This is a genomic window from Criibacterium bergeronii (genome assembly GCF_001693775.2).
Taxonomy (GTDB): domain Bacteria; phylum Bacillota; class Clostridia; order Peptostreptococcales; family Filifactoraceae; genus Peptoanaerobacter; species Peptoanaerobacter bergeronii.
In genome coordinates, this window is sequence record NZ_MBEW02000003.1 from 40069 (window position 1) to 65571 (window position 25503).

The 25503-nt window shown below is 31.6% G+C and carries 26 protein-coding genes and 1 tRNA gene; 17 read left to right on the plus strand and 10 right to left on the minus strand.

Features of this window, described 5'->3' with window-relative positions; translation table 11 throughout:
* Positions 1 to 15 precede the first annotated feature (15 nt).
* The 7 genes from BBG48_RS02165 (at position 16) to BBG48_RS02195 (ending at position 8013) form a co-directional block, all read left to right on the plus strand.
* Positions 16 to 3705, plus strand: coding sequence for a phosphoribosylformylglycinamidine synthase (locus BBG48_RS02165; RefSeq protein ID WP_068914200.1), 3690 nt, complete (start codon positions 16 to 18; stop codon positions 3703 to 3705).
* 144 nt (positions 3706 to 3849) lie between these two features.
* Positions 3850 to 5487 carry a flagellar filament capping protein FliD gene (fliD, locus tag BBG48_RS02170; RefSeq protein WP_068914199.1) on the plus strand — a complete coding sequence of 546 codons (1638 nt, stop codon included), beginning with the start codon at positions 3850 to 3852 and terminating at the stop codon, positions 5485 to 5487.
* 36 nt (positions 5488 to 5523) lie between these two features.
* Positions 5524 to 5901 carry a flagellar export chaperone FliS gene (gene fliS, locus BBG48_RS02175; RefSeq protein WP_068914198.1) on the plus strand — a complete coding sequence of 126 codons (378 nt, stop codon included), beginning with the start codon at positions 5524 to 5526 and terminating at the stop codon, positions 5899 to 5901.
* Positions 5901 to 6365: a hypothetical protein gene (locus BBG48_RS02180; RefSeq protein WP_068914197.1), complete on the plus strand. Its 465-nt coding sequence runs from the start codon at positions 5901 to 5903 to the stop codon at positions 6363 to 6365. Before fliS ends, BBG48_RS02180 begins: the two co-directional genes overlap by 1 nt.
* Positions 6366 to 6389: 24 nt before the next feature.
* Complete coding sequence (locus BBG48_RS02185; protein ID WP_068914196.1) at positions 6390 to 6575, plus strand: YjfB family protein; 186 nt, start codon at positions 6390 to 6392, stop codon at positions 6573 to 6575.
* A 169-nt stretch (positions 6576 to 6744) separates the two neighbouring features.
* Positions 6745 to 7335: an ECF transporter S component gene (locus tag BBG48_RS02190; RefSeq protein WP_068914195.1), complete on the plus strand. Its 591-nt coding sequence runs from the start codon at positions 6745 to 6747 to the stop codon at positions 7333 to 7335.
* 30 nt (positions 7336 to 7365) lie between these two features.
* Entirely contained in the window at positions 7366 to 8013 is a 648-nt protein-coding gene (locus BBG48_RS02195; protein ID WP_068914194.1) for an NAD(P)H-hydrate epimerase, read from the plus strand.
* A gap of 101 nt (positions 8014 to 8114) precedes the next feature.
* Here the strand turns inward: BBG48_RS02195 and topA are convergent, their stop codons facing one another.
* Positions 8115 to 10166, minus strand: a complete 2052-nt coding sequence (gene topA / locus BBG48_RS02200; protein WP_068914193.1) for a type I DNA topoisomerase — start codon at positions 10164 to 10166, stop codon at positions 8115 to 8117.
* A 226-nt stretch (positions 10167 to 10392) separates the two neighbouring features.
* On the opposite strand from topA, the gene BBG48_RS02205 reads away from it, so the two are divergent.
* From BBG48_RS02205 to BBG48_RS02250, 10 genes are all read left to right on the plus strand, one after another.
* Positions 10393 to 11331, plus strand: coding sequence for an AEC family transporter (locus tag BBG48_RS02205; RefSeq protein ID WP_068914192.1), 939 nt, complete (start codon positions 10393 to 10395; stop codon positions 11329 to 11331).
* 41 nt (positions 11332 to 11372) lie between these two features.
* The gene (locus BBG48_RS02210) at positions 11373 to 11747 is read left to right on the plus strand and encodes a DUF3783 domain-containing protein (RefSeq protein ID WP_068914191.1); all 375 of its coding nucleotides are present in this window, start codon (positions 11373 to 11375) and stop codon (positions 11745 to 11747) included.
* Positions 11748 to 11879: 132 nt separating this feature from the next.
* Positions 11880 to 12299: a 30S ribosomal protein S12 gene (gene rpsL, locus BBG48_RS02215; protein ID WP_068914190.1), complete on the plus strand. Its 420-nt coding sequence runs from the start codon at positions 11880 to 11882 to the stop codon at positions 12297 to 12299.
* Positions 12300 to 12409: 110 nt separating this feature from the next.
* Complete coding sequence (rpsG, locus tag BBG48_RS02220) at positions 12410 to 12880, plus strand: 30S ribosomal protein S7 (RefSeq protein WP_068914189.1); 471 nt, start codon at positions 12410 to 12412, stop codon at positions 12878 to 12880.
* Positions 12881 to 12909: 29 nt separating this feature from the next.
* Positions 12910 to 14982 (plus strand): elongation factor G, encoded by a 2073-nt coding sequence (gene fusA, locus BBG48_RS02225; protein ID WP_068914188.1) that lies wholly within the window; start codon positions 12910 to 12912, stop codon positions 14980 to 14982.
* A 38-nt stretch (positions 14983 to 15020) separates the two neighbouring features.
* Positions 15021 to 16214 (plus strand): elongation factor Tu, encoded by a 1194-nt coding sequence (gene tuf / locus BBG48_RS02230; RefSeq protein WP_068914187.1) that lies wholly within the window; start codon positions 15021 to 15023, stop codon positions 16212 to 16214.
* Positions 16215 to 16292: 78 nt separating this feature from the next.
* Positions 16293 to 16378 (plus strand) — tRNA-Leu (locus tag BBG48_RS02235).
* Positions 16379 to 16674: 296 nt separating this feature from the next.
* A complete protein-coding gene (locus tag BBG48_RS02240; protein ID WP_116170933.1) occupies positions 16675 to 17169 on the plus strand; it encodes a hypothetical protein in 495 nt (164 codons plus the stop codon).
* Between the two features lie 4 nt (positions 17170 to 17173).
* Positions 17174 to 17407, plus strand: coding sequence for a helix-turn-helix transcriptional regulator (locus BBG48_RS02245; RefSeq protein WP_068914185.1), 234 nt, complete (start codon positions 17174 to 17176; stop codon positions 17405 to 17407).
* Between the two features lie 361 nt (positions 17408 to 17768).
* Positions 17769 to 18281, plus strand: coding sequence for a hypothetical protein (locus BBG48_RS02250; protein WP_068914184.1), 513 nt, complete (start codon positions 17769 to 17771; stop codon positions 18279 to 18281).
* A 53-nt stretch (positions 18282 to 18334) separates the two neighbouring features.
* On the opposite strand, the gene htpG is transcribed toward BBG48_RS02250, so the two are convergent.
* The 9 genes from htpG to floA form a co-directional block, all read right to left on the minus strand.
* Positions 18335 to 20218, minus strand: a complete 1884-nt coding sequence (htpG, locus tag BBG48_RS02255) for a molecular chaperone HtpG (RefSeq protein ID WP_068914183.1) — start codon at positions 20216 to 20218, stop codon at positions 18335 to 18337.
* 102 nt (positions 20219 to 20320) lie between these two features.
* Positions 20321 to 20995 carry a tRNA (guanosine(37)-N1)-methyltransferase TrmD gene (trmD, locus tag BBG48_RS02260; RefSeq protein ID WP_068914182.1) on the minus strand — a complete coding sequence of 225 codons (675 nt, stop codon included), beginning with the start codon at positions 20993 to 20995 and terminating at the stop codon, positions 20321 to 20323.
* Entirely contained in the window at positions 20996 to 21493 is a 498-nt protein-coding gene (rimM, locus tag BBG48_RS02265; RefSeq protein WP_068914181.1) for a ribosome maturation factor RimM, read from the minus strand. It lies immediately after the preceding gene.
* A 37-nt stretch (positions 21494 to 21530) separates the two neighbouring features.
* Positions 21531 to 21761 carry a KH domain-containing protein gene (locus BBG48_RS02270; protein ID WP_068914180.1) on the minus strand — a complete coding sequence of 77 codons (231 nt, stop codon included), beginning with the start codon at positions 21759 to 21761 and terminating at the stop codon, positions 21531 to 21533.
* 27 nt (positions 21762 to 21788) lie between these two features.
* Positions 21789 to 22034: a 30S ribosomal protein S16 gene (rpsP, locus tag BBG48_RS02275; protein WP_185959855.1), complete on the minus strand. Its 246-nt coding sequence runs from the start codon at positions 22032 to 22034 to the stop codon at positions 21789 to 21791.
* A 29-nt stretch (positions 22035 to 22063) separates the two neighbouring features.
* Positions 22064 to 23401 carry a signal recognition particle protein gene (gene ffh, locus BBG48_RS02280; protein ID WP_068914178.1) on the minus strand — a complete coding sequence of 446 codons (1338 nt, stop codon included), beginning with the start codon at positions 23399 to 23401 and terminating at the stop codon, positions 22064 to 22066.
* A 3-nt stretch (positions 23402 to 23404) separates the two neighbouring features.
* Complete coding sequence (locus BBG48_RS02285) at positions 23405 to 23755, minus strand: putative DNA-binding protein (protein WP_068914177.1); 351 nt, start codon at positions 23753 to 23755, stop codon at positions 23405 to 23407.
* Between the two features lie 165 nt (positions 23756 to 23920).
* Entirely contained in the window at positions 23921 to 24514 is a 594-nt protein-coding gene (locus BBG48_RS02290; protein ID WP_068914176.1) for a hypothetical protein, read from the minus strand.
* Positions 24515 to 24518: 4 nt separating this feature from the next.
* On the minus strand, positions 24519 to 25502 hold the full coding sequence (gene floA, locus BBG48_RS02295) for a flotillin-like protein FloA (protein WP_068914175.1): 984 nt from the start codon (positions 25500 to 25502) through the stop codon (positions 24519 to 24521).
* Position 25503: the final 1 nt, after the last annotated feature.

Below are 25503 nucleotides of genomic sequence, written 5' to 3' on the forward strand. Positions count from 1 at the left end.
ACTAAGGAGAAAGCATTGGTTTACCAAGTATATGTTGAAAAAAAGCAAGACTATGCTAATGAAGCATCTAAATTACTATCTGATATTAAAAATTTCTTAAATATAAATGAAATTGAAAACGTCAGGGTTTTAAATAGATATTATCTAGAAAATATTTCACAGGAAATTTTTGAGTATGCAAAATATAATATTTTATCTGAAAAACAACTGGACAACGTAACAGAAAGTTTAGAAGTTGATTGTGACAATATCTTTGCAGTTGAATTTTTGCCGGGACAATTTGACCAAAGAGCAAATTCAGCAGTTCAATGTATACAATTAGTACATCAAACTAGTGACATCCTAGTAGACACTGCAAAAGTGTATATGCTTTATGGTAAAATTTCTAATGAGGATTTATCAAGAATTAAAACCTACCTTATAAATCCAGTTGAAAAAAGAGAGTCATCCTTGGAAAAACCAAGCACAATAATTAGAAAATATGATAAGCCTGAAAAAGTTAGGATTTTAGATGATTTTCTAAAACTCAACGATGACGGGTTAAAGAATATGTTGGAAAATTATTCCTTTGCTATGGATTTTTATGATTTAAAAATGTGTCAAAATTATTTCAAAGAAGAGAAAAGAAATCCCACAATAACAGAGCTTAGAGTTATAGATACATATTGGTCTGACCATTGTAGACATACAACATTTAATACAGTAATTGACAGTGTAGAGTTTGATGATGAGCTTTTAAAAGCAACCTATGAGGATTATCTAAAAACTAGAGCAGCTTTAAATATCAAAAAGCCTATTACATTAATGGATATGGGTACAATTGCAGCAAAATATCTGAAAAGAAATGGTAAGCTGGATAAATTAGACGAAAGTGATGAAATAAATGCTTGTACAGTAAAAGTAAACATAGAAGTAAATGGAAAAAATGAGGACTATCTTCTATTATTTAAAAATGAAACCCACAACCACCCTACAGAAATAGAGCCGTTTGGTGGAGCTGCTACTTGCATTGGCGGAGCGATAAGAGACCCGCTTTCAGGTAGAGCTTATGTATATGCGGCTATGAGAGTAACAGGTGCATCAAACCCATTAAGTGATATAAAGGATGTATTACCCGGCAAATTATCACAAAGACAAATAATAACGGGTGCTGCCAGTGGATATTCATCATATGGAAATCAGATAGGAGTAGCTACAGGTATAGTAGACGAAATCTATCATGATGGATATACAGCTAAGCATATGGAAATTGGAGCAGTAATAGGCTCTGTAAAGGCAGAAAATGTAGTAAGGATAAATCCTACTGCCGGTGATGTAGTAATACTTATCGGTGGAGCAACTGGCAAAGATGGAATAGGTGGAGCTACAGGTTCTTCTAAATCACACAATCAAGACTCTGTGTCCAATTCAGGTGGAGAGGTTCAAAAAGGAAATGCCCCTGAAGAAAGAAAAATCCAAAGATTTTTTGCAAATCCGGTAGTATCTAAAATGATAAAAAAATGTAATGATTTTGGTGCAGGCGGAGTTTGCGTTGCAGTTGGTGAACTTGCAGATGGCTTGGACATATATTTAGACCAAGTTCCTAAAAAATATGAAGGGCTTGATGCTACAGAGCTGGCTATTAGCGAATCACAAGAAAGAATGGCAGTAGTAATTGACAAAAATGATTTAGAAAACTTTATCAAGGAGGCAGAAAAAGAAAATATTAAGGCAGTAAAAGTAGCTGATGTTAAAGCTGAGCCAAACCTAACAATGACTTGGCAAGGCGATACAGTAGTAGATATTAAAAGAAGTTTCTTAGATACAAATGGTGCAAGTAAACATACTACAGCAGTTTTAAAGCTAGGAAATATTAAAGGCAATAAAACAAATGACAATTTTATTAATTCATATAAAAATGTACTATCAGATTTAAATGTTTGCTCAAACAGAGGACTAGGAGAAATGTTTGACTCAACAATAGGCAAAGGCACTGTACTTATGCCATTTGGAGGAAAATATCAAAAAACTCCTATACAAGCTATGGTACAAAAAATTTATGTTCAAAATGGAGAAACTGATGATTGCTCAATTATGTCTTGGGGATACAATCCATTTATCAGTGAAAAGAGTCCATTTAAAGGAGCGTATTTAGCTGTTGTTGAGTCATTATGCAAATTAGTTGCTACAGGCACATCATACAAAGATGTATACCTTACATTTCAGGAATATTTTGAAAAATTAGGAGAAAATCCAAATAGCTGGGGCAAAGTGGTTAGTGCACTTTTAGGTGCATTTAAAGCACAAAAGGAATTTGGAGTAGCTGCTATAGGCGGGAAAGACTCCATGAGTGGCAGTTTTGAAGATATCCATGTACCTCCAACCTTAGTAAGCTTTGCAGTAACAACTGATAAAGCTGAAAATATTATTACCCCTGAATTTAAAACGTCAGGGCATCAAGTAGTATATATTGAAGTAGAAAAAGATAAAAACGGACTGCCTGACGCTGGAAAATTAATACAAAATTTTAATAAAATTCATGAATTAGTTAAGCAGGGCAAAATTATTTCAATGTATACAACGGGCATATATGGCATTTCTCAAGCTATATATAAAATGTGTATAGGAAATAATATAGGCTTTAAATTTAGCGAAGAAATTCTTATTGATGAAATATTTGCTGATAACTATGGTTCATTTGTGTGTGAAGTCACCCAAGAAATTAACCTTGGTAAAGTTATAGGTACTACATCTAAAGAAACAGCTATTGTTTATAAAAAAGATATTTTAGATTTATCAAAGCTATCAGAAATTTATGAAGGTAAATTAGACTCTGTTTATAGTATGAAATCAGGTAAAAAATTTACTGAAATTAAAGATTATGAGACTGGAAAATATGAATATAAAAAAACAAATATCAAAGTAGCTAAACCTACAGTGATTATACCGGTGTTTCCAGGTACTAACTGCGAAACAGACAGTGCTAAGGCTGTAGAAACGTCAGGAATGAAAGCTGATATTGTTGTAGTAAATAACATGAATCCTGAGAATATTAAAAAGAGTATAGAGAATTTAGCAAGTCATATTAAAAATGCTCAAATGATATTCATACCTGGTGGTTTTTCTGCAGGAGATGAACCTGATGGTAGTGGTAAATTTATCACATCATTCATGAAAAATGAAATTATAAAACAAGAAGTAAATTCACTACTTCATAATAGAGATGGATTGATGTTAGGAATATGCAACGGCTTCCAAGCGTTAATAAAAATGGGGGTTTTTGAAAATGGGAAAATATCTGAAATTACTGAAAATTCACCAACACTTACATTTAATAATATTTCTCGCCACCAATCTAAAATAGTAAGGACAAAAATAGTTTCTAATTCGTCTCCATTTTTACAGGGTGTAAATATAGGAGATATTATTTCTGTACCTATTTCTCACGGAGAAGGCAAGTTTGTTGCAAGTGAGGAAATAGTAAAAGAATTGTTCAGTAATGGTCAAGTTATCACTCAATATGTTGATTTATGTGGAAATCCTACCTATGAAGAACAATATAACCCAAATGGTTCAATGTATGCAATTGAAGGTATTACCTCAAAAGATGGTAGAATTTTAGGTAAAATGGGACACTGTGAAAGGGTAGGCAAAAATCTCTATAAAAATGTATATGGAAATTATGATATAAAATTGTTTGAATCCGCTTTTAAATATTTTAATTAATTGGTATAATGTATATAATATTAAATATAAAATTTTTTATTTATAAAAATTTTAAGATTTATTTGTTTCTAGTATTAACAAATACTTATTATTTGTCGATATAACAATAAGGCATGAAGTCATTATTTATTAGGAGGTTATATTATGAGTAGCGGTATCAGATTTAGTGGTATGGCTTCGGGTATGGACACCGAATCAATTGTCAAACAATTGATGCAAGCTAAAAGATTTACTTTAAACAAATTTACTCAAGACAAGACAAGAACAGAATGGAAACGTGAAGCGTATCATAGCGTAAACAAGGACATCGCAACATTTCTTCTTAACGCAAGAAAAAAATTAGGCTTGACAGATTACACTTACATGGGAAAATTATCTCCAAATAGTATTAACAAAGTTGATTGGGCTAAAAAAGCTAAATCTTCAGATGAAAATGCTATTGCTGTTTCGGCTGACTCTACAGCAAATACTGGTAGCATTGACATTACGGTTGAAAATATAGCTAAAAAAGCTACAATTAGCGGGACAACAAAGTTAACATCTACTAGTCAATTCGATAATACTGATTTCAAAAAAATTGTAGTAAATGGTAAAGAAGTTGATTTATCTACTGTTATGTCCTATGAAGAGGCATCTAAGAAAATTGCTAAAGAAACTGGGCTTGATATTACTTTTGGTAAGGTAGGACAAACAAAAGATAGCTCAGGAGCAGTTACAGAGACTTATATGTTTTCTTTATCTACAAAAGAAACAGGAGCTGACCAAAAAATCACATTTGATGAAAGTGCTAAGAAGTTATTTGAAAAATTAGGTGTTTCTACATTTAATGGTGATGCCACTAATGGTTATAGTGTTTCCGGAGAAAATGCAAAATATACAATCAATGGTGCTACTATAGAAAATAGCACAAATAACGTAGATATTAATGGACTAAAATTAACTCTAAAAAATACAACTAAATCAGCTGTCAATGTTTCTGTATCTACTGACGTTGATGGTATTTACAACAAAATTAAAGAGTTTGTCGATGATTATAATAAAGTAGTTGGCGGTTTACAAGATAAAATTGCTGAAAAGTCATACAGAGACTATGCACCTCTTCTTTCTGAACAAAAAGAGGCAATGAAAGAAAATGATATTAAACTTTGGGAAGAAAAAGCTAAGAGTGGTCTTCTTGCTAAGGATAGCAATATTTCTTCAATGTTGTCAAATGTAAGAAGTGGAATGTATGAAAAAGTTTCTGGTGCTGGTTCTATGTATGAATTTGGTATTGAAACTGGCAACTGGAAAGATGGAGCAAAACTTAATATAGATGAAAAGAAATTAAAAAAAGCTCTTTCCGAAGACCCACAAAAGGTATTAGATACTTTATTTAAAGCATCAGATGATATTACTGATTATACAATAAAAAAAGGCGATACAGCTGAACAAATTGCCGCTAAAAGAGCTGGAGCAAAGGCTCAAAGAGAAGGTACTGGAGTATTTGTAAGAATTATGGACGACATGGCAGATGGCATGAAATCTATAGTTACTCAAGCAGGTACAGGCAAAGAATCCTCTTTGTTGAAAGACGTTAGAGGAAATATTATGTCTGGAATTGTTTCCGGAAAATCATTACTTGAAGAAAATATTAAAATATTTGATACTAGAATTGTCGAAGAAAATAGAAGATTAAAAACTTACGAAGATAATCTTTGGAGACAATTTACAGCAATGGAAAAGGCAATCCAACAAATGAGAGACCAATCAGGTTGGCTAATGCAACAAGTTGGCGGACAATAATATTAATATAGTCAAATTATAAATGGAGTGAATCAATTGTTATCTAATCCATATGACAAATATAAAACTAACAGTGTTAATACAGCAACAAAAGAAGAACTAACATTAATGCTATATGATGGTTGTTTAAAATTTATCACTTTAGCTAAGATGTCAATAGAAGAAAAAAGTGTTGAGGATGCTCATAATAATATAAAAAGAGCTTTAGACATTATTGGAGAATTGGACTCAACATTAAATATGAAAGTAAATATTTCAAATGATTTGCATAGATTATATGATTTCGTTAACACTCAATTGATAGATGCTGATGTTTACAAAAAAACAGAGTATCTTGATGCAGCTAAGGACGTTATGACAGATATTAGAGACGGCTGGAAAGACGCCATGTTAGCAGTAAAAAGAGGTCACTAATGAATAATTATGAAAAGCTAGTTTCTTTTATTGAAAAAAAATTAAATTTTAGCGAAGAATTTTTAAATTTGTCAACTAAATTAAAAAATTCAGTCGACAATTATAATTTTGATGATGTGACATCTATTTTAGATAATAGAAAAGAACTTATCAAAAATATAGATGGTATTGATGGAGAGTTTGTTGCATTATATGAGGCATTAAGTAAAAGTGATGACTTTTCAAATGAATTAAAAAAATATCCTCAATTATCTGAAAATATCATAAAAATAAGACAAAATTTTCAAAAGGTACAGAATATTGATGCTGAAATTATGCCTTTTATTGATGCTGAATATAAACAAATACAAAGTGAATTAAAAGAACATAATAATAAAGCAAAAGTCACGAACAAGTATGGACAAGATAGTATTGATAGAATGACGATTAATAATTATGGCATATTTTTTGATGAAAAAAAATAGTTAGTCGCTATGAAGGAGGCTAAAATGGACGTAGCTGCTTTATCAATTAGTTTAAGTAGTATGAAAGCTGCAAGTAGTGTATCTACATCGATTATGAAAAAAACAATGGATGTAGTTAATGAAAATGCACAACTGATGTTTCAGTCCATGAGACAAATGGAACTTTCTGTTAACCCTGCAGTTGGTTCAAAATTTGACATGAGAATTTAATTTTGAGGAAGAGTGTGAGCTCTTCCTTTTTTATGGACATATTAAATATTTTATTATATAATGTTTCATAGACAGTATTTAGGAATTTATTTCTTGAAACTGTACTTTATTTATTTAATTTATAATTTTTATGTACGGCATCTTTTTAAGAGCCAAAACGGAGGATTAAATGGAAACAAACAAGACAAGAGTTCTTTCTGACACAAAACTAATGACTAGTACTGTGATGTTATGTGTTATATCTATTATATTAAGTGTAACGCCTTTAGGGTATATTCCACTAGGTATACTTAATGTCACCATAATGCACATTCCTGTAATTATTGCAGCTATAGTGCTAGGTAGAAATTCCGCAATGATGGTTGGTTTTACTTTTGGAATGACGTCTTTAATTAGGTCTTTTTTAGTACCAACGCCTATTTCTTTTGTATTTTGGAATCCAATAGTTTCTGTTTTGCCAAGAATTCTTATAGGGGTATTTGCTTACTACGCATATAAAATGGTGAAAAAATCAACTGGAAATAAATATTTAAGTTATATTTTATCTGCACTGGTTGGTTCACTTACAAATACAATCTTTGTATTGGGAAGTATCTATTTACTTTATGCTAAGCAGTATATGCAAGCAAGCCATATAACTGGAAATTTTTTAACATATCTTGGAGGAATTTTTGTTGCTAACTCTATACCGGAAGCAATTTTTGCAGCCGTTGTAACATTAGCGATTTGTAGAGCTCTTGAAAGATATATTAAAAATTAATTTTTGAATGATTTTTTATAAGAGGAACAAATGGATATTATTAGTAGCAGCATGATGAAAAAAACTCTTAATTATGCTAAGGATACACTAGGGATATCTCGAGCTGTATTGTTAGAAAGTGCCGGTAGAGGAGCGTTTGAAGCATTAAAAGGTGAAATTTATAATTCATATAGTATTATCTGCTCTACAAATGATATTGGTATAATCGGATTAATTTTGGCAAAATATCTTACAACAAATGATAAATTTGTATATATAAATGTCATAGGAGATATAGACAATGCGTCTGTAGACTTTAAAGCTAACTTAAATACAATAAAAAAGCTTGGCGTTAATGTTAGACTTTTTAAAAACTCTACAGTAGATTTAGATATTTTAAAAGCTCAAATTCAAAGAGTTGATGCTACAATTGATGCTATTTATGGATTTGATTTAAAATACGAAATAGATGATTTTATTAAAAGAGTTATTGACACTTTAAATTTATTTAAGAAAAAAATAATTTCTATAGATGTCCCATCCGGATTAGAGTCTGACAATGGATTTGAACTTGGTAAATGTGTTGTAGCAGACAAAACTATTACTTTTCATAAAAATAAAAATGGTTTAATCAACAGAAGTGATTTAAGCGGTAAAGTAGATGTAGTAACATTAGGATTACCGCTAGAAATTGAATAGAAATATGTTAACTTAATAATAATTTACTAGTAAAAAAACTAGATTTCAGCTTTTTTGAAATCTAGTTTTTTTACTAAATTGATTTATATAATAGAAAGATTTTAGTATTCTTTATACTTACAATCTTTATTCGAACATTTTACTTTATACTTAACTTTACCTGTAGCTTCAACTAATGGACTGCCACATACACTACATAATTCTCCTGTCGGCTTATTCCATGAGACAAATTTACAATTAGGGTAGTTTGAGCACCCATAAAAGGCTCTACCTTTTTTTGTTTTTCTAATTATTACATCTCCGTCTTTACATATTGGACATTTTACTCCAACTTTTTCTAAAATAGGTTTGGTATTTTTACAGTTTGGATAATTTGAGCAAGCTATAAATTTTCCGAATCTACCTTTTTTTATTACCATTGGAGAGCCACATTTTTCGCATATTTCATCAGTTGGTTCTGTCATATCAACTTTTTCAATCTCAGAGTTTGCAACTTTAAGTTCTTCTTCTATAGGCTTGTAAAAGTCTGATACTATATTTTTCCAGTTTGTATCTCCATCTGCAATGATATCTAATTTATTTTCTATGTCAGCAGTAAATTCTGTATCAACTATTTCTTTGAAATATTTTTCAAGCAATTCGGTTACAATTTTACCTAAATCAGTAGGGAATAGCACTTTTTGTTGTTTCTTTACATATCCTCTGTCCTGAATTGTGGATATTATTGCAGAATATGTGCTAGGTCTGCCTATTCCAAGCTCTTCTAAAGTTTTAACTAGTGAAGATTCATTATATCTTGCTGGAGGTTGAGTAAAGTGCTGTTTTGGCAATATTTTTTTAACTTTTAATGAGTCATTTTCTCGTAATTCAGGTAAAATATTCTCTTCACTTTTGCCATATGAATACATTCTCAAATATCCATCGAACATCAACTTTGAACCGTTTGCTTTAAATCCATATTTATCTATGCTTGCTTTTACTGTAAGTTGCTCAAAAACAGCATCTTCCATCATAGCAGACATAAATCTAGTATAAATTAGATGATAGAGTTTGTACTGATCTTTATTTAGAGATGTTTCCAAATCTGATGGTTTTAAATCTATATGAGATGGTCTTATACATTCATGGGCATCTTGAACATTTTTGCCTGATGCTTTTGCAAAATATTGTTTATGATATTTTTCTCCAAACGTATCAACTATAAACTCTTTTGCTGCTGCTTGTGCTTCTGCTGAAATTCTAACAGAGTCTGTTCTCATGTAAGTTATTAAGCCTATTGTACCGTGACCTTTGACCGCAATTCCTTCATAAAGCTGTTGTGCCAATTGCATTGTTTTTTTAGTAGTAAAGCCTAATTTAATACCTGCATCCTGTTGAAGTGTGCTTGTAGTAAAAGGTTTATATGCTGCTTTTTTTCGTTGTTTCTTATCAATTGAAGTAATTTCTAGATTTTTACCTTTGATGGCTTTAACTATTTCATCTGATTCATTTTTATTTTTTATTTCTAATTTTTTATTAGCTTTTGTAGCTATTTCAAAATCAATTGGTTCACTTTTATCAGTTACAGCGTTTAAAGTTATACTCCAGTATTCATCGGGTATAAATGCTTCAATTTCTTTTTCTCTGTCACAAATTATCTTAGTGGCAACTGATTGGACTCTACCTGCACTAAGCCCTGGTGAAATCTTAGCCCAAAGTAGGGGAGATATTTTATATCCTACTAATCTATCTATTACTCTCCTAGCTTGTTGAGAATCTACCAAATTTTTGTCTATTTTTCTAGGCATCTTTATTGCATTTTTAACTGCGTCTTTTGTAATCTCGTTGAAAGCTATTCTATTTTGTTCATCCTCTGATAAGCCAAGTATATATGCTAAATGCCAAGATATAGCTTCTCCTTCTCTATCAGGGTCGGTTGCTAAAAATACTTTATCAGCTTTTTTAGCCTCCTTTTTTAATTCATTTGCTATAGTAGCTTTTCCTCTAATCGTAATGTAGTTTGGCTCAAAATTATTTTCGATGTCAACTCCCAATTTTGATTTTGGTAGGTCACGAATATGACCGATAGAAGCTTTCACTTTGTAATTTTTCCCTAAAAATTTTTCGATAGTTTTAGCCTTTGCAGGTGATTCTACTATGACTAAATTGCTCATTTTTCACCTCATATAATAAATATGTTTCATATGATATAAGTTTTTTATTATTTTGTCAAATATTCTTTTTCAAGCATTTAAATTTAGTTTTGTTGAATAACGTACAGTATTTTGTTATAATTTAAAATATAAATATTTTTAAAGTAAAATACTTTTTAGTATGTTGCTAAGACATATTTTTTATACAGTTGGTTAATCTTCACAAGACCTAAGAAAGGGTTTTTAAATGGAAAGTTTTTTTATAGCATTTAATGCTGTCATGCCAATGGTATTATTGGCTGTAATTGGTTATTTAATGAAATTAAAAGGCTATTTTAGTGATAGCAACATTGGAGCACTTAACAAAGCGTGTTTTCAGGTATTTCTGCCAATTTTGACCTTTAGAAATATATCAAATTCTGATATAAAATCAATATTTGATTTGAGCCTAGTGTTTTTTGCGTGTGCTATAGTAATTATTACTATAATTGTAAGTATATTTGTTATACCTATATTTACAAAGGATAAAAAAAATCAAGGCTCTTTAATACAAGCTATATATAGAAGTAACTATGTAATACTTGGACTTCCGATTGCTTATTATTTAGGTGGAGACTTAGGACAACAAATAGCGTCTACATTGATTATGGTGATAATTCCACTTTATAATGTAAGTGCTGTCATAATTCTTTCAATATATGGAGGTTCTTCACTTAATAAAAAAGTTATTTTCATAAGTATTATTAAAAATCCATTAATAATTTCTTCAATTTTAGGTATAATAGTATCATTACTAGGAATACAATTCCCTTCATTTATAAATGCTACTATAAAAAACTTTGCATCACTAGGCTCTATAATGCCTATGTTAGTTTTGGGAGCGTCCATAAATTTATCAAGAGTTACTGCAAACAAAAAACTTCTTATTATAGGTATGGTTTCAAAATTAATAGTTGTGCCAATGATATTTATACCTATATCAATACTTTTAGGATATACAAATGAAAAATTTATAGGATTACTAATTATGCTAACTGCACCGCCTGCTGTAAGCTCAGCCGTAATGGCAAAGGAGATGGGATGTAATTTTGAGTTATCCACGCAATTAGTTGTTTTTTCAACTATATTATCCAGTTTGACAGTATTTTTTTGGATATTCTTAGTAAGCTATCTAAAACTAATTTAAATAAAATAAGTTTTAGAATAAAAAAATTTTAAGGAGATGAAATGAGAAAAATTATATTATATTTAATTGACGAAGATAAACTGCAAAGAATTAAACAGGCTTTTTTACAAGAAGATATTTATATTAAAACAATTGACAAAACCTATTTAGATTTAAAACTAAAAGATATTTTTGATGACAAAGGGCCTGAAAGTGACAAAAAACTATCAACAGATGAGATTTACGATAATGAATTTATGCTTTTAGACGGATTTGATGATGAACAGCTGAAGGATTTAATATTTAGATTTAAATCAAACATCATAGCACGACCAATAACATCTGTTAGAACCGAAAATAACCAAAACTGGGTATTATCAGAGCTTTTAAAAGAAATATTTATGGAAAATGAGTACATGAAAAATATGTCAAAATAATATTTCGTCATCCATGAAATGATTGAAATTGGTATTGACATATGAAAATAAAAATGATATAATTCATGGGTATGTAAAATACAAATAATAGCTATGGACATAGCTTAATCAAACATCGAAAGGAGGTGCGATATGCCTACTATAAGTCAGTTAATAAGAAGTGGAAGAAGCACTGCAGTTAAAAAGTCAACTGCTCCAGCTCTACAAAGAGGGTTCAATTCATTAAAGAAAGAATCTACTGAAATAACTGCTCCACAAAAAAGAGGAGTATGCACTTCGGTTAAAACTGTAACACCTAAAAAGCCTAACTCAGCTTTAAGAAAAGTTGCAAGAGTTAGACTTACAAACGCAATGGAAGTTTCTGCATACATTCCAGGCGAAGGTCATAACCTACAAGAACACAGCGTTGTTCTTATAAGAGGCGGAAGAGTAAAAGATCTTCCAGGGGTTAGATACCACATCATCAGAGGTACATTAGATACTGCTGGTGTTGACAAAAGAATGCAAGCAAGATCTAAGTACGGTGCAAAAAAACCTAAAGACGCAAAATAATGAGCACTTCGGTGTTTTGATAGGCGAAAATGTCCAAGCTTTAATAAGGCTGGCGGCATAATTTGGGTGTCGAGTACCTATGAATTAATATTATATTAAGGAGGGAAGAAATGCCAAGAAAAGGTAAAGTGCCTAAAAGAGAGGTTTTACCAGATCCAATGTACTCTAGCAGAGTAGTTAGCAAGCTAATAAATAAAGTAATGTTGGATGGTAAAAAAGGAACTTCTCAGAAAATTGTATATGGCGCATTTGAAATAATAAAAGAAAATACAGACCAAGAACCACTTGAAGTTTTTGAAAAGGCGATGGCGAACATAATGCCTGTATTAGAAGTAAAAGCTAGAAGAGTAGGTGGTGCTAACTATCAGGTACCTATTGAAGTTAGAGCTGATAGAAGAGAAACACTTGGTTTAAGATGGTTAGTTAAATATTCCAGACTAAGAGGCGAAAAAGGTATGACTCAAAAGCTTGCTAAAGAAATAATGGACGCAGCTAACAATACCGGAGCAACTGTTAAAAAGAGAGAAGATACTCACAAAATGGCAGAGGCTAACAGAGCATTCGCACATTATCGTTGGTAATAAAATAACAAGTTGGAAGGAGAAATTAAGTGGTAAGAGAATATCCTTTGGAAAGAACTAGAAATATAGGGATAATGGCACATATTGACGCAGGAAAAACCACAACTACCGAAAGAATTCTGTATTTTACAGGAATAACTCATAAACTTGGTGAAACCCACGAAGGTGCATCTCAAATGGACTGGATGGAGCAAGAAAAAGAAAGAGGTATAACAATTACCTCCGCTGCTACAACAACTCACTGGAAAAATAACAGAATCAATATAATCGATACTCCAGGACACGTAGATTTCACTGTAGAAGTTGAACGTTCCTTAAGAGTTCTAGACGGAGCAGTAGCAGTTTTTGATGCTAAAAATGGGGTAGAACCACAATCTGAAAATGTTTGGAGACAGGCTGACACTTATAGTGTTCCTCGTATTGCATTTATAAATAAGATGGATATAGTCGGTGCAAATTTTCTTAACGTTGTTCAGATGATGAAAGATAGACTTGGAGCTAATTCTGTTGCTGCACAATTACCTATTGGTGCAGAAGATACTTTTAAAGGTGTAATAGATTTATTAACTATGAAAGCCTACATCTATAATGATGACCAAGGAAGAGATATCTCAGAAGTAGAAATTCCTGAAGAATTAAAAGCACAAGCAGAAGAGCTAAGAGAAACTTTGGTAGAAAAAGTTTCTGAATTAGATGAAACGTTGATGGAAAAATATCTTGAAGGTCAAGAAATTACTGTTGATGAACTTAAAAAAACAATCCGTAAAGGTGTTGTAAATAATGAAATTTACCCAGTATTTTGCGGTACTGCATACAAAAATAAAGGTATCCAACTTTTACTAGATGCTATAGTTGATTATATGCCTGCTCCAACAGACATAGAATCAATAAAGGGAACACTGCCAAACGGTGAAGAAGAAGTTAGACATTCATCAGATGAAGAACCTTTCTCTGCTCTAGCGTTCAAAATAATGGTTGACCCATTTGTAGGAAAATTAGCATTCTTTAGAGTTTATTCAGGTATACTATTTTCCGGTTCTTATGTTTTAAATTCAACAAAAAACAAGAAAGAAAGAATAGGTCGTATACTACAGATGCACGCTAACACAAGAAAAGAAATCACTGAAGTATTTTCGGGCGATATAGCAGCAGCTGTAGGTCTTAAAGATACAACTACAGGTGATACTCTTTGTGATGTTGACGCACCAATAGTTCTTGAATCTATGGAATTTCCTGAACCGGTTATATCTGTAGCTATAGAACCAAAATCTAAAGCTGCACAAGAAAAGATGGGTACAGCTCTTGCTAGATTAGCAGAAGAAGACCCTACATTCAGAGTAAGGTCTGATGAAGAAACAGGTCAAACAATTATATCGGGTATGGGAGAACTTCACCTAGAAATAATTGTTGATAGATTACTTCGTGAATTTAAAGTTGAAGCATCTGTTGGAGCTCCACAAGTAGCTTATAGAGAAACAATTAGAAAACCAGTTGACATAGAAAATAAATATGCAAAACAATCTGGTGGTCGTGGACAATACGGTCACGTTAAGATTAGAATGACACCTCAAGAGCCTGGTGCTGGATATGAATTTGTTAATGCTATCGTTGGTGGTGCAATACCAAAAGAATATATAGGACCAATCGACCAAGGTATCCAAGGTGCAATGGAATCAGGTGTCGTCGCTGGATATCCAGTAGTTGACGTAAAAGTTGAATTATATGATGGTTCATACCACGAAGTCGATTCATCAGAAATGGCATTTAAAGTTGCTGCATCTATGGCGTTTAAAGATGGTATGAAAAAAGCAGACCCTGTACTTCTTGAACCTATATTTAAAGTAGAAGTTGTTACTCCTGAATCCTACATGGGAGATGTTATGGGAGACTTAAACTCTCGTAGAGGTAGAATTGAAGGTATGGAAGCTAGACCTGGTGGTGCACAAGCTGTACACGCTATGGTTCCGCTTTCAGAAATGTTTGGTTATTCTACAGACCTTCGTTCAAGTACACAAGGTAGGGCAACTTATACTATGATTTTTGATCACTACGATGAAGTTCCAAAGTCAATTGCTGAAAAGGTAACTGAAAAAGGTAAGTAAATAAAATTTTAAAATAAATTTTAGGAGGAATTTTTAAAATGGCAAAAGCTAAATTTGAAAGATCTAAGCCACACATTAATATCGGAACAATTGGTCACGTTGACCACGGTAAGACTACTCTTACAGCTGCTATAACTACTACACTTAACCAAAGATATGGCACAGGTGAAGCGGTTGATTTCGCTAATATAGATAAAGCTCCAGAAGAAAGAGAAAGAGGAATCACTATATCTACTTCTCACGTAGAATATGAAACTCCAAACAGACACTACGCTCACGTTGACTGCCCAGGACACGCCGACTACGTTAAAAACATGATAACTGGTGCTGCTCAGATGGATGGTGCTATACTTGTAGTTTCTGCTGCTGATGGTCCAATGCCTCAAACTAGAGAACATATACTTCTTTCTAGACAGGTTGGTGTACCTTATATAGTAGTATTCCTTAACAAATGCGATATGGTTGATGATGATGAACTTATCGAATTAGTTGAAATGGAAGTTAGAGACCTTCTTAATGAATATGATTTCCCTGGTGACGATACTCCAATAGTAAGAGGTTCTGCTCTTAAGGCTCTTGAAGACCCTGCAGGTCCTTGGGGAGATAAAATTGTTGAATTATTCAATATAATAGATGAATATATCCCTCAACCTGAAAGAGATGTCGACAAACCATTCTTAATGCCAGTAGAAGACGTATTTACAATTACTGGTAGAGGAACAGTTGCAACAGGTAGAGTTGAAAGAGGACAACTTAAAATGCAAGAAGAAATCGAAATAGTTGGTCTTCAAGACAAACCAAGAAAAGTTGTTGTTACTGGTATAGAAATGTTTAGAAAATTACTAGACATGGCTCAAGCTGGTGATAACATCGGTGCTCTTTTAAGAGGTATCAACAGAGATGAAATCGAAAGAGGACAAGTTCTTGCTAAACCTGGTACTATTCATCCAAAAAAGAAATTTACTGCTGAAATATACGTTCTAAAGAATGATGAAGGTGGTAGACATACTCCATTCTTCAAGGGATATAGACCTCAATTCTATTTTAGAACAACTGACGTTACTGGTGATATCGAACTTCCAGAAGGAGTAGAAATGGTTATGCCTGGTGATAACGTAACTATAAGCGTTGAACTTATTACTCCAGTTGCTATGGAAGAAGGTATGAGATTCGCTATAAGAGAAGGCGGACATACTGTAGGTGCAGGCGTTGTAGCTAAAATACTTGACTAGTTTTAATTGTCAATAAATAATAGCTTTAAAGTTTAATTTATTCAACGCCGATTGATTAATCAGTCGGCGTTGATGTTTGCAGAGGTGGTGAAATGGCAAACACGTACGTTTGAGGGGCGTATGCTTATACAAGCTTGAGGGTTCAAGTCCCTTTCTCTGCACCAAACAAATAATTTCCACTCTAAAAAGTTCTTTTTTATCTAGTAATGATTACACAAAATTGATATAAAAGAACGAAAATAACTGTTTAGTAATAATCTATATAAAAATCTGCGATGAATTAATTCGTTGCAGATTTTTTTATATTATGAAATGTAATTTTCATAAAAACTATATACAAAATTATTAACAACTATTAAATAAAAGGTGGTATTTATTTATATTAGTTCCTATGATAATATGAATACAAGTTAAATCATTATATTATATTATATTATATTATGAAAAGAGTGGGATGATAATGAATAAGAAAAAAAGAGTAAACATCAGGATAATTTTATTTTTAAACTTAATTTTATTAATTTTTGTACTATCTTTATTTTTTCATAATTATGCTGGAGGCTTTTCTAAAGGCTTGATTATGATAACAGATTTTCCTTCGATACTAGGGATAATAGTTATAACTGTACCGTGTATGTTAATAATGGGGATTTGGCATGATTTCATTAGCTCATTCTCCATTGGTATAAAACAATACACGTTATTACAATTAAAAAATATTAATGAAGCCGTTGTAACGTGTCAGAAGTTAATTTTATACAGTGGATTGATAGAATTTATCATTAGTATTATAGTAATACTATTAAGCCATGAATCTACTGATAATCTAGCTGCTTTTTTAGCGGTTGCAACCTTATCTGCCTTTTATACAGTAGTATTTGAATATCTATTATTACCATTAAAGGTTAATGCAACTTTGGCTTTAAATCAATCCATGGATGTTGACGAGGAGTGAAGTAGTGGTATCAAAATCACATTATAATGAGATTGCAAATAAATATAAACTTACAAAGAGAGAACGACAACTAGGATTTTTAAAATTAGCTGGATTTTCAAATTACAGAATTACTCAATGCTATGGAATATCCGTTATGACTGTTAAAAAACATTTTACTCATATATATGAAAAAATGTTTGTTCACGGAAGAAAAGAATTTGTGCAATTATTTGAAGAAGAAATTAAAATTGTATAGGATTTGAATAATAGTATAAAAAATACAACTATTAAATTTATTTTTAACTTCGCATAATATGTATTATGCGAAGTTAAAGTAGAGAATTTTTGCTTTTTTGTAAAATATAGCCGATATTTATCGCATTTTGCAAAATATCGGCTATATTTTATATTGCTAGTATCTTTTCTGTGCGGTTAAACGCGTTCTGACGTGTTTTTGTTTCGGTATAAAATTATTGTAAAATGTTGGGAAATCTTGTAAAATAATATTTGTTAGCTAGATATTATTTTTATTGATTATATCTGACAGATACTATTCAAATCAATTAATAGCCCCTACCACAACAGACGACAGTGTTAAATGTATAGGTCGCCTAAAAATGATACAGAATAATGGCTATAAAATTAGAAATTCTTCATTAAAAACCTTCAAGCAAGCTATTAATGACGTCTATAGATTACTAATAGAGCTATATTCAAAATTTTCGGAATATAAATTTGTATCAGAAGAACAGTTTTTTGCGATATTTTACAAGTTAAGACATATACTTGTATGGGATATGGTATTTTTAGCATACAAGGATAACAAATTAGCTGGATTTTTGATATCTGTACCTAATCTATCAGATTTAACAAATAGCATTTCTTTAATAAATTTATTAAAAATATTTATATACAAAAAAAGGCCTAAAGAATTTATCATACTCTATTTAGGAACAGGAGAAAAACATCTAGGTATTGGAGGAGCCTTTGCACAATTATCAAAAGAGTATCTGCAAGAGCATAATTGCACCGGTATCGGAGCTTTAATACACGAAAATAAATCAGGCTCATATTACAAAAATCTTATAGTAGATAGATATGATTACATATTGATGAAACTTGATTTATAAAATAAAAAGCATAGAGTCGCTCAAATTAATTGAACAATTCTATGCTTTATTTACTAGCTAAACAACAAATCTGAAATGTCATTTGTAAACTTAATAGTATCTGCAACCGGCAAACCTTCTATTAATAAGGCTTGGTTATATAATACCTCTGTAAGTTTTTTAAATTTTTCTTTATCGTTTTCATAGAACTCTTTTAGTTTATCAAACGCTTTATTTTCAGCATTTATTTCAAGCACTTTTTCTGCTTTTACACCGGCACTTTGAGGCATAGCATTTAAAGTCTTTTCCATTTCAATACTTATAGGACCCTTGGTAGAGAAACATACAGGATAATTTTTAAGTCTTGTAGATACAACTACGTCACTTACATTGTCCTTTAATAGAGTTTTCATTTCATCAAGCATTGATTTAGAGTCTTTTGTCTTTTCTTCGCTTTCTTTATTTTCTTCATCAAGAGCCTGTATATCTGAGTCTGAGGCAGACTTAAAGTGCTTACCATCATATTCGTGTAGAGTCTGTATAGCAAATTCGTCCACTTCCTCATCGAAGTATAATACCTCATAGCCTTTTTCTAATAATAGCTCAATTTGAGGTATTTTTTTGATTTTTTCTATGCTTTCGCCAGTTGCGTAGTAGATTTCTTTTTGGTCTTGTTTCATTCTTGACACATATTCTTGAAGTGTAGTATATTTGCTGTCGTCCAATGAAGACTTAAACATTACAAGGTCTTTTATTTCGTCTTTGTCTTTGCCGTAAGAGTCATATACGCCAAATTTTAAGCTACGGGAGAACGTCTGATAAAATTTATCGTAGTTTTCTCTATCGTTTTTAAGCATTGTTTCAAGCTCAGATTTAATCTTGGATTTTATTCTCTTAGCTATAAGCATAAGCTGTCTGTTGTGCTGTAGGGTTTCTCTTGAAATATTAAGTGATAAATCGTCTGATGAAACTACCCCACTTATAAATCCGTAGTAGTCAGGTAAAAGTTCTTCACATTTATCCATTATCAACACATTGTTTGCATAAAGCTGTAAGCCTTTTTTGTAGTCCTTGCTGTAATAGTTAAATGGCATCATCGATGGAATATATAGTATTGCGGTAAATCTAACTGCCCCATCGGCTACTAAATGTATATATTTTAATGGCGTATCGAAACCGAAGTGTTTTTCGTTGTAAAAATTAATGTAGTCTTTATCTTCCAGTTCATTTTTATTTTTTCTCCAAATAGGTACCATGGAGTTGATTGTATCTATTTCTGTGTAATCTTCGTATTCCTCTTTATTGTCTTCCTTTGGTCTTGACTTAGATATTTCCATTTTAATAGGATATCTTATAAAATCAGAATATTTTTTAATCAACGAACGTAACTTATATTCTTGAAGATATTCATCAAAATTGTCGTCCTCTGTGTTATCTTTTAGATATAGTGTAATTATAGTTCCTGGAGTATCTTTTTGAGCATCTTTAACCTCAAAACCATCTTCTCCTTCACTAATCCACATATGGGCACTATCCTCAACTACAGATTTGGATAGGACAGTTACTTTTTTAGCCACTATAAATGCCGAATAAAAACCGACACCAAATTGACCTATAATGTCATAATCCTCTTTTATTTCATTTTCTTGCTTGAACTTGAATGAACCACTGTTAGCAATAATACCCAAGTTGTTTTCAAGCTCCTCTTTAGTCATACCTATACCGGTATCTTCAATAGTTATAGTTCTATTATCTTTGTCAAATGAAACTTGGATATAATAGTCATCCTTGTTAAAGGTTTGATTTTCATCAGATAAATTTTTGTAGTAAAGCTTATCTATCGCATCACTGGAATTAGATATTAATTCTCTAAGAAATATATCTTTATTTGTATAAATAGAATTTATCATTAAATTTAGAAGTCTTTTAGACTCTGCTTTAAATTGTTTTTTAGCCATATTTATCTCCTTTTATTAGCACTCAATTTATTTAATTGCTAATAATATTTTAACACTTTTTAGCAATTTGTCAATAAATTCTATATTTTTATACAATTTATATTATTTTATTATATCCGGTCTTAATTTTTTAGTTAAAATAATAGACTGTTGCTTTCTCCATTTATCTATCTCCTGATGATTACCACCGACTAATACATCAGGCACTTTTACTCCGTTAAATTCTTGAGGTCTTGTATACTGAGGATACTCCAGTAAATTATTTTCAAAGCTTTCGGTTTCTACACTCTCCTTTGATGATAATACTCCATCAACTTTTCTTGATATTGAGTCAAGCATGACTAGTGCAGGGAGTTCTCCGCCGGTTAATACATAATCTCCTATAGAAACCTCATAGTCAACAATTAAATCGATTATTCGCTGGTCTATGCCCTCATAATGACCGCACAAAAATGTTATATTATCCATTTTGGAATATTTTATACACATATTATTATCCAAAACTTTTCCCTTTGGAGAAAAATATATCAATTTGGTAGTTGGATTTTTTCTCTTTATATCCATATAGCTGTCATATATAGGCTGAGGTGTCATAAGCATACCCTTCCCGCCCCCAAATGGATAGTCGTCTACTTTTTTATGCTTATTCTTGGAATAGTCTCTTATATTGTAAACATTTACTTTTATTATGCCATTTTTTATAGCATTAAAAATAATACTTGAGCCAACATAAGAATAAATAACCTCAGGGAATAATGTCATTACATTGAAAATCATTTACATACCCTCAATAAGTTTAACTTGCATTATATTTTTTTCCAAATCAATACTTATTACAAATTCTTTGACATTTGGAATAAGTATTTCTTTTGTATCATAGTCTAAAACTTTTATAACGTCATTTACAGGATATGATAATACATCATCAACTTTGCCGATATATTTATCTCCATTGAATACTTCCAGTCCAATTAAATCTCCGATTAAAAATTCGTCCTTAGCCATTTTTCTTTTATCTTCATAATCTATGAAAATAAATTTATTTAAAAATTTTTCTATATCCTCTATTTTATCATAGCCTGCTAGCTTACAAATATACATTCCGTTTGCACGTCTTGAATTTTTTACGTTAAAAGGCTCATTAATTCCTTCAATGTATATTTTTTTATATCCAACAAAGGTTTGTTCATCGTCAGTGTATGGATAGACTTTAAATTCGCCCTTTAGACCATGTGCCTTGGTAATTTTACCTATTCTTATCTTCTTATAGCTCAAGAAATCCTCCTAAAAAGAAAACCACCTCAAGGGTGGTTTATTCTACAATTTGTAAAACGTAAGCTTTATCTTCTTTAGCAGATGCGGCTTTTAGTATCTTTCTAATTGATTTTGCAATCCTACCTTGTTTACCAAGAACCTTACCCATATCAGATTTAGCAACTTTTAACTTTATTACTGTAGTGTTATCTTCTTGCAGTGTCTCAATTTCTACTGATTGCGGTTCATCAACTAATTCTTTGACTATTACATTAACAAGTTCAACCATTAGTTTTCCTCCTAAAGTAAAAAGCCTTTATTTTTCAATTATGCCAGTTCTTTTTAGTAAAGTCTTTACAACTTGAGTAGGCTGAGCACCAGTTGAAAGCCATTTTTTAGCTCTTTCTTCGTCTATTTTTATTTCCTTAGATTGCATAGGATTGTAATATCCTATTTCTTCGATAAATTTACCATCTCTTGGAGCTCTAACGTCTGCTACTACTATTCTGTAAAATGGAGATTTTTTAGCTCCCATTCTTTTTAATCTAATTTTAACCATAATCTTTACCTCTTTCTATAATTATATATTTTTTACATTCCCATGAAAGGAAATTTAAATTTGTTCTTGCCGGGTTTAGCAAGATTATTAAACTGTTTCATCATTTTTTTGGTTTCTTGGAATTGTTTTAGAAGTCTATTAACTTGACTTACTTCAGTTCCAGCACCTTTTGCTATTCTTTTCTTTCTGCTTGCATCTATAATGCTTGGGTCAAACCTTTCTTTTTTTGTCATAGATTGTATAATAGCCTCTATTTTCAGTAGTTCCTTGTCATCGATGTCAATATTCTTGATTTGATTTGATATACCTGGTATCATTTCCAAAATATTTTTTAACGGTCCCATTTTTTTAATTTGCTGCATCTGAGATAGAAAATCATCAAAATTGAAATCCATTTTTCTGAACTTCTTTTCCATTTCATCTGCTGACTGGGCATCTACTGAAGAACTTACCTTTTCAATTAGTGATAAGACATCGCCCATTCCAAGTATTCTGTTTGCCATTCTATCCGGATAAAACGGCTCTAAATCGCCTAATTTTTCACCAATTGCAGAATACTTTATAGGCTTACCTGTGACAGCTTTTATGGATAAGGCAGCACCACCACGGGTATCACCATCAAGCTTGGTGAGTGTGACACCATCTATGCCTAATGCCTCATCAAAGGCTTGTACAATATTTACTGCCTCTTGACCGGTCATAGAGTCTACTACAAGCATTATTTCGTGAGGCTTAACACTTGCTTTGATGTTTTTAAGCTCATTCATAAGTGTTTCGTCAATCTGTAGTCTACCGGCTGTATCTATGATAACTAAATCATATCCCAATGTCTTAGCAGATTTAATCGCATCAGATGCAATTTGCACCGGGTCATTGGAGCTTTCGTCAGAATAAAATCTAACTCCAGCCTGCTTTGACAAAACCTCAAGCTGTTTAATGGCTGCCGGTCTATATACATCACAGGCCACCAGCATTGGATTTTTACCAATACTTTTAAGATTATATGCCAGCTTTGCAGAAGTTGTTGTTTTACCTGCACCTTGCAAGCCTACCATCAACACAACAGTTGGCGGATTTGATGAAATGTTGATTTTATTTTGGACAGTGCCCATCAAATCTTTCAATTCGTCATTTACTATTTTAATAACCTGCTGACCGGGAGTAAGGCTCTTGGCAACATCTTCTCCTATTGACTTTTCTTTTACAGTCTTTACAAAATCTTTTACAACCTTGTAATTTACATCCGCCTCAAGTAGAGAAAGCTTTACTTGCCTCATTGCATTATCGACATCTTTTTCGGTAAGTACACCCTTACCTTTTAGTCCAGAAAGAGCAGATTGAAGTTTACTTGACAATCCTTCAAAAACCATAGGTTAGTCCCCTTTCTCAAATAACTTTAAAATATCATTTAACTGTGACAACTGCGTTTCATTTAGATTTGTAGTATCAGAGTCTAAAAATTCTTCCAATCTTTCTTTAATCTTTTCAGTATTTTCAGTTAATTCTTTAAAATGCAATACTTCATCATAATTAGAAAGCTGTTTCTCAGATTTTTTTATACTATCATACACTGCTTGTCTTGATATATCCATCATTTCACTGATTTCTGCTAAAGACAAGTCCTCTTGATAATATAAATTCATGATAGAAATTTGTTTTTCTGTAAGTAATCCACCATAGATGTCGAGTAATTCGTTCATTTCAAATACTCTTGTTATATCCATTATATCACCATGATGTAAAGTATAATTACTTGACACCCGTATATTTTATTATAAATATGTCATTCTGTCAACAATAAATTTTAATAAAGTTAAGCATTTTTAAATATTTTCTGATAATTTTTCAAAAAATAAAGACTAGCCGTAAATAGGCTAATCTTTATAAATTTATTTTCTAAGTGCAAGAGGTTTTTGTATAATTTCAGAAAATATAAACATTTTCGCCGGTTCTAAGTCATTTAATAAATTCAAATTTGAACTTTTTATATCCCTGTCATCAGCGTCATAATACCCAATAAAATTTAAATCACCTAAGTTACCAATATTATCTAAGTCAAGCTGTCCATTTTCCTGATGTAAATCAGAAATTTTTTTAACTTCATCTATATTAGGGGATGTCTGAAATTCATATACTACAGTTTTTGTTTTATCAGTATCATTTTTAGTAATATTTTTGTTATGCTGTTTATTTTTTGAATTATTTTCGATGCTTTTCTCTTGCAAAAATTTTTCAGAAATATCTTTAACCTCTTTAGATTTTTTTTCTATTTCCTCTTTGGCTCTAGTAAATATGTCTTTAGACTTTTTACTAGGTTGCTGTTTTTTAAAATCATATTGAGAAGATTTTTTGTTGACAGGAGTATTTTTTACAGTCCTTGTCGGCTTAGTTTTTTTCTTATTTTTCTTTTTAATACTTGAATTTATGCTTGAAATAATACTGACTATAATTATTAAAACGTAAATACCTTCAAAAAAGTCCATATTATCACTCTTTTTTATTTGAATTTACAGAATTTTGTGAAATAGCATTTCTCATATCAGTATCCGCCATAACATTTTTCATATTATAGTAATCCATTACTCCTAGTTTACCATTTTCAAATGCAGTTGCAATTGCTAGAGGTACTTTTGACTCAGCCTCTACAACCTTGGCTTTCATTTCTACTACTCTTGACCTCATTTCCTGCTCTGCTGCTATCGCCATAGCTCTTCTTTCTTCGGCTTTTGCCTGAGCTATTTTCTTATCTGCCTCAGCTTGGTCAGTTTGTAGTTGAGCTCCGATGTTTCTACCTACATCTACGTCAGCAATATCTATAGACAAGATTTCAAATGCAGTACCGGAGTCAAGTCCTTTATCAAGTACAGTTTTAGATATTTTGTCAGGGTTTTCCAGCACTTCCTTGTGGCTTTCTGAGCTACCTACTGTAGTTACTATACCCTCACCTACTCTTGCAATGATAGTTTCTTCACCAGCACCACCTACTAATCTTTCTATGTTCGCTCTGACAGTAACTCTTGCTTTTACTCTTAATTCTATACCATCTTTTGCTACAGCAGATATAAGTGGAGTTTCTATAACCTTAGGGTTGACTGATACCTGTACAGCCTCTAAAACATCTCTACCTGCTAAGTCTATAGCTGCTGCCTGTTCGAATTCTAGTGTAATGTTCGCCCTTTGTGCAGCAATTAGTGCATCTACAACAGAGTCAATATTACCACCGGCAAGGTAATGTGCCTCAAGCTTGTCTATTGATAAATCCAAGCCTGCTTTAGTCGCCTTTATCATAGGGTCAACAATTTTTGATGGTCTAACTCTACGAAATCTCATACCTACAAGTGTTAGTATTGAAACTCTAACACCTGAAAATAAAGCTGTAATCCATAAACCAAATGGGAAAAAATTTAAAAATACAATAAGTATAAAAAATATTATTATTAAAGTTACGCCTAAAGTTATTAAAGGTGCCATG

What these genes read in the sequence shown, in the direction of transcription:
- fliD (WP_068914199.1), top strand. Translation starts at nt 3,850, where the DNA reads ATGAGTAGCGGTATCAGATTTAGTGGTATGGCTTCGGGTATGGACACC.
- BBG48_RS02180 (WP_068914197.1), top strand. Translation starts at nt 5,901, where the DNA reads ATGAATAATTATGAAAAGCTAGTTTCTTTTATTGAAAAAAAATTAAAT.
- BBG48_RS02185 (WP_068914196.1), top strand. Translation starts at nt 6,390, where the DNA reads ATGGACGTAGCTGCTTTATCAATTAGTTTAAGTAGTATGAAAGCTGCA.
- BBG48_RS02190 (WP_068914195.1), top strand. Translation starts at nt 6,745, where the DNA reads ATGGAAACAAACAAGACAAGAGTTCTTTCTGACACAAAACTAATGACT.
- BBG48_RS02195 (WP_068914194.1), top strand. Translation starts at nt 7,366, where the DNA reads ATGGATATTATTAGTAGCAGCATGATGAAAAAAACTCTTAATTATGCT.
- topA (WP_068914193.1), bottom strand. Translation starts at nt 10,166, where the DNA reads ATGAGCAATTTAGTCATAGTAGAATCACCTGCAAAGGCTAAAACTATC.
- BBG48_RS02205 (WP_068914192.1), top strand. Translation starts at nt 10,393, where the DNA reads ATGGAAAGTTTTTTTATAGCATTTAATGCTGTCATGCCAATGGTATTA.
- BBG48_RS02210 (WP_068914191.1), top strand. Translation starts at nt 11,373, where the DNA reads ATGAGAAAAATTATATTATATTTAATTGACGAAGATAAACTGCAAAGA.
- rpsL (WP_068914190.1), top strand. Translation starts at nt 11,880, where the DNA reads ATGCCTACTATAAGTCAGTTAATAAGAAGTGGAAGAAGCACTGCAGTT.
- rpsG (WP_068914189.1), top strand. Translation starts at nt 12,410, where the DNA reads ATGCCAAGAAAAGGTAAAGTGCCTAAAAGAGAGGTTTTACCAGATCCA.
- tuf (WP_068914187.1), top strand. Translation starts at nt 15,021, where the DNA reads ATGGCAAAAGCTAAATTTGAAAGATCTAAGCCACACATTAATATCGGA.
- BBG48_RS02240 (WP_116170933.1), top strand. Translation starts at nt 16,675, where the DNA reads ATGAATAAGAAAAAAAGAGTAAACATCAGGATAATTTTATTTTTAAAC.
- BBG48_RS02250 (WP_068914184.1), top strand. Translation starts at nt 17,769, where the DNA reads ATGATACAGAATAATGGCTATAAAATTAGAAATTCTTCATTAAAAACC.
- htpG (WP_068914183.1), bottom strand. Translation starts at nt 20,218, where the DNA reads ATGGCTAAAAAACAATTTAAAGCAGAGTCTAAAAGACTTCTAAATTTA.
- trmD (WP_068914182.1), bottom strand. Translation starts at nt 20,995, where the DNA reads ATGATTTTCAATGTAATGACATTATTCCCTGAGGTTATTTATTCTTAT.
- BBG48_RS02270 (WP_068914180.1), bottom strand. Translation starts at nt 21,761, where the DNA reads ATGGTTGAACTTGTTAATGTAATAGTCAAAGAATTAGTTGATGAACCG.
- ffh (WP_068914178.1), bottom strand. Translation starts at nt 23,401, where the DNA reads ATGGTTTTTGAAGGATTGTCAAGTAAACTTCAATCTGCTCTTTCTGGA.
- BBG48_RS02285 (WP_068914177.1), bottom strand. Translation starts at nt 23,755, where the DNA reads ATGGATATAACAAGAGTATTTGAAATGAACGAATTACTCGACATCTAT.
- BBG48_RS02290 (WP_068914176.1), bottom strand. Translation starts at nt 24,514, where the DNA reads ATGGACTTTTTTGAAGGTATTTACGTTTTAATAATTATAGTCAGTATT.
- floA (WP_068914175.1), bottom strand. Translation starts at nt 25,502, where the DNA reads ATGGCACCTTTAATAACTTTAGGCGTAACTTTAATAATAATATTTTTT.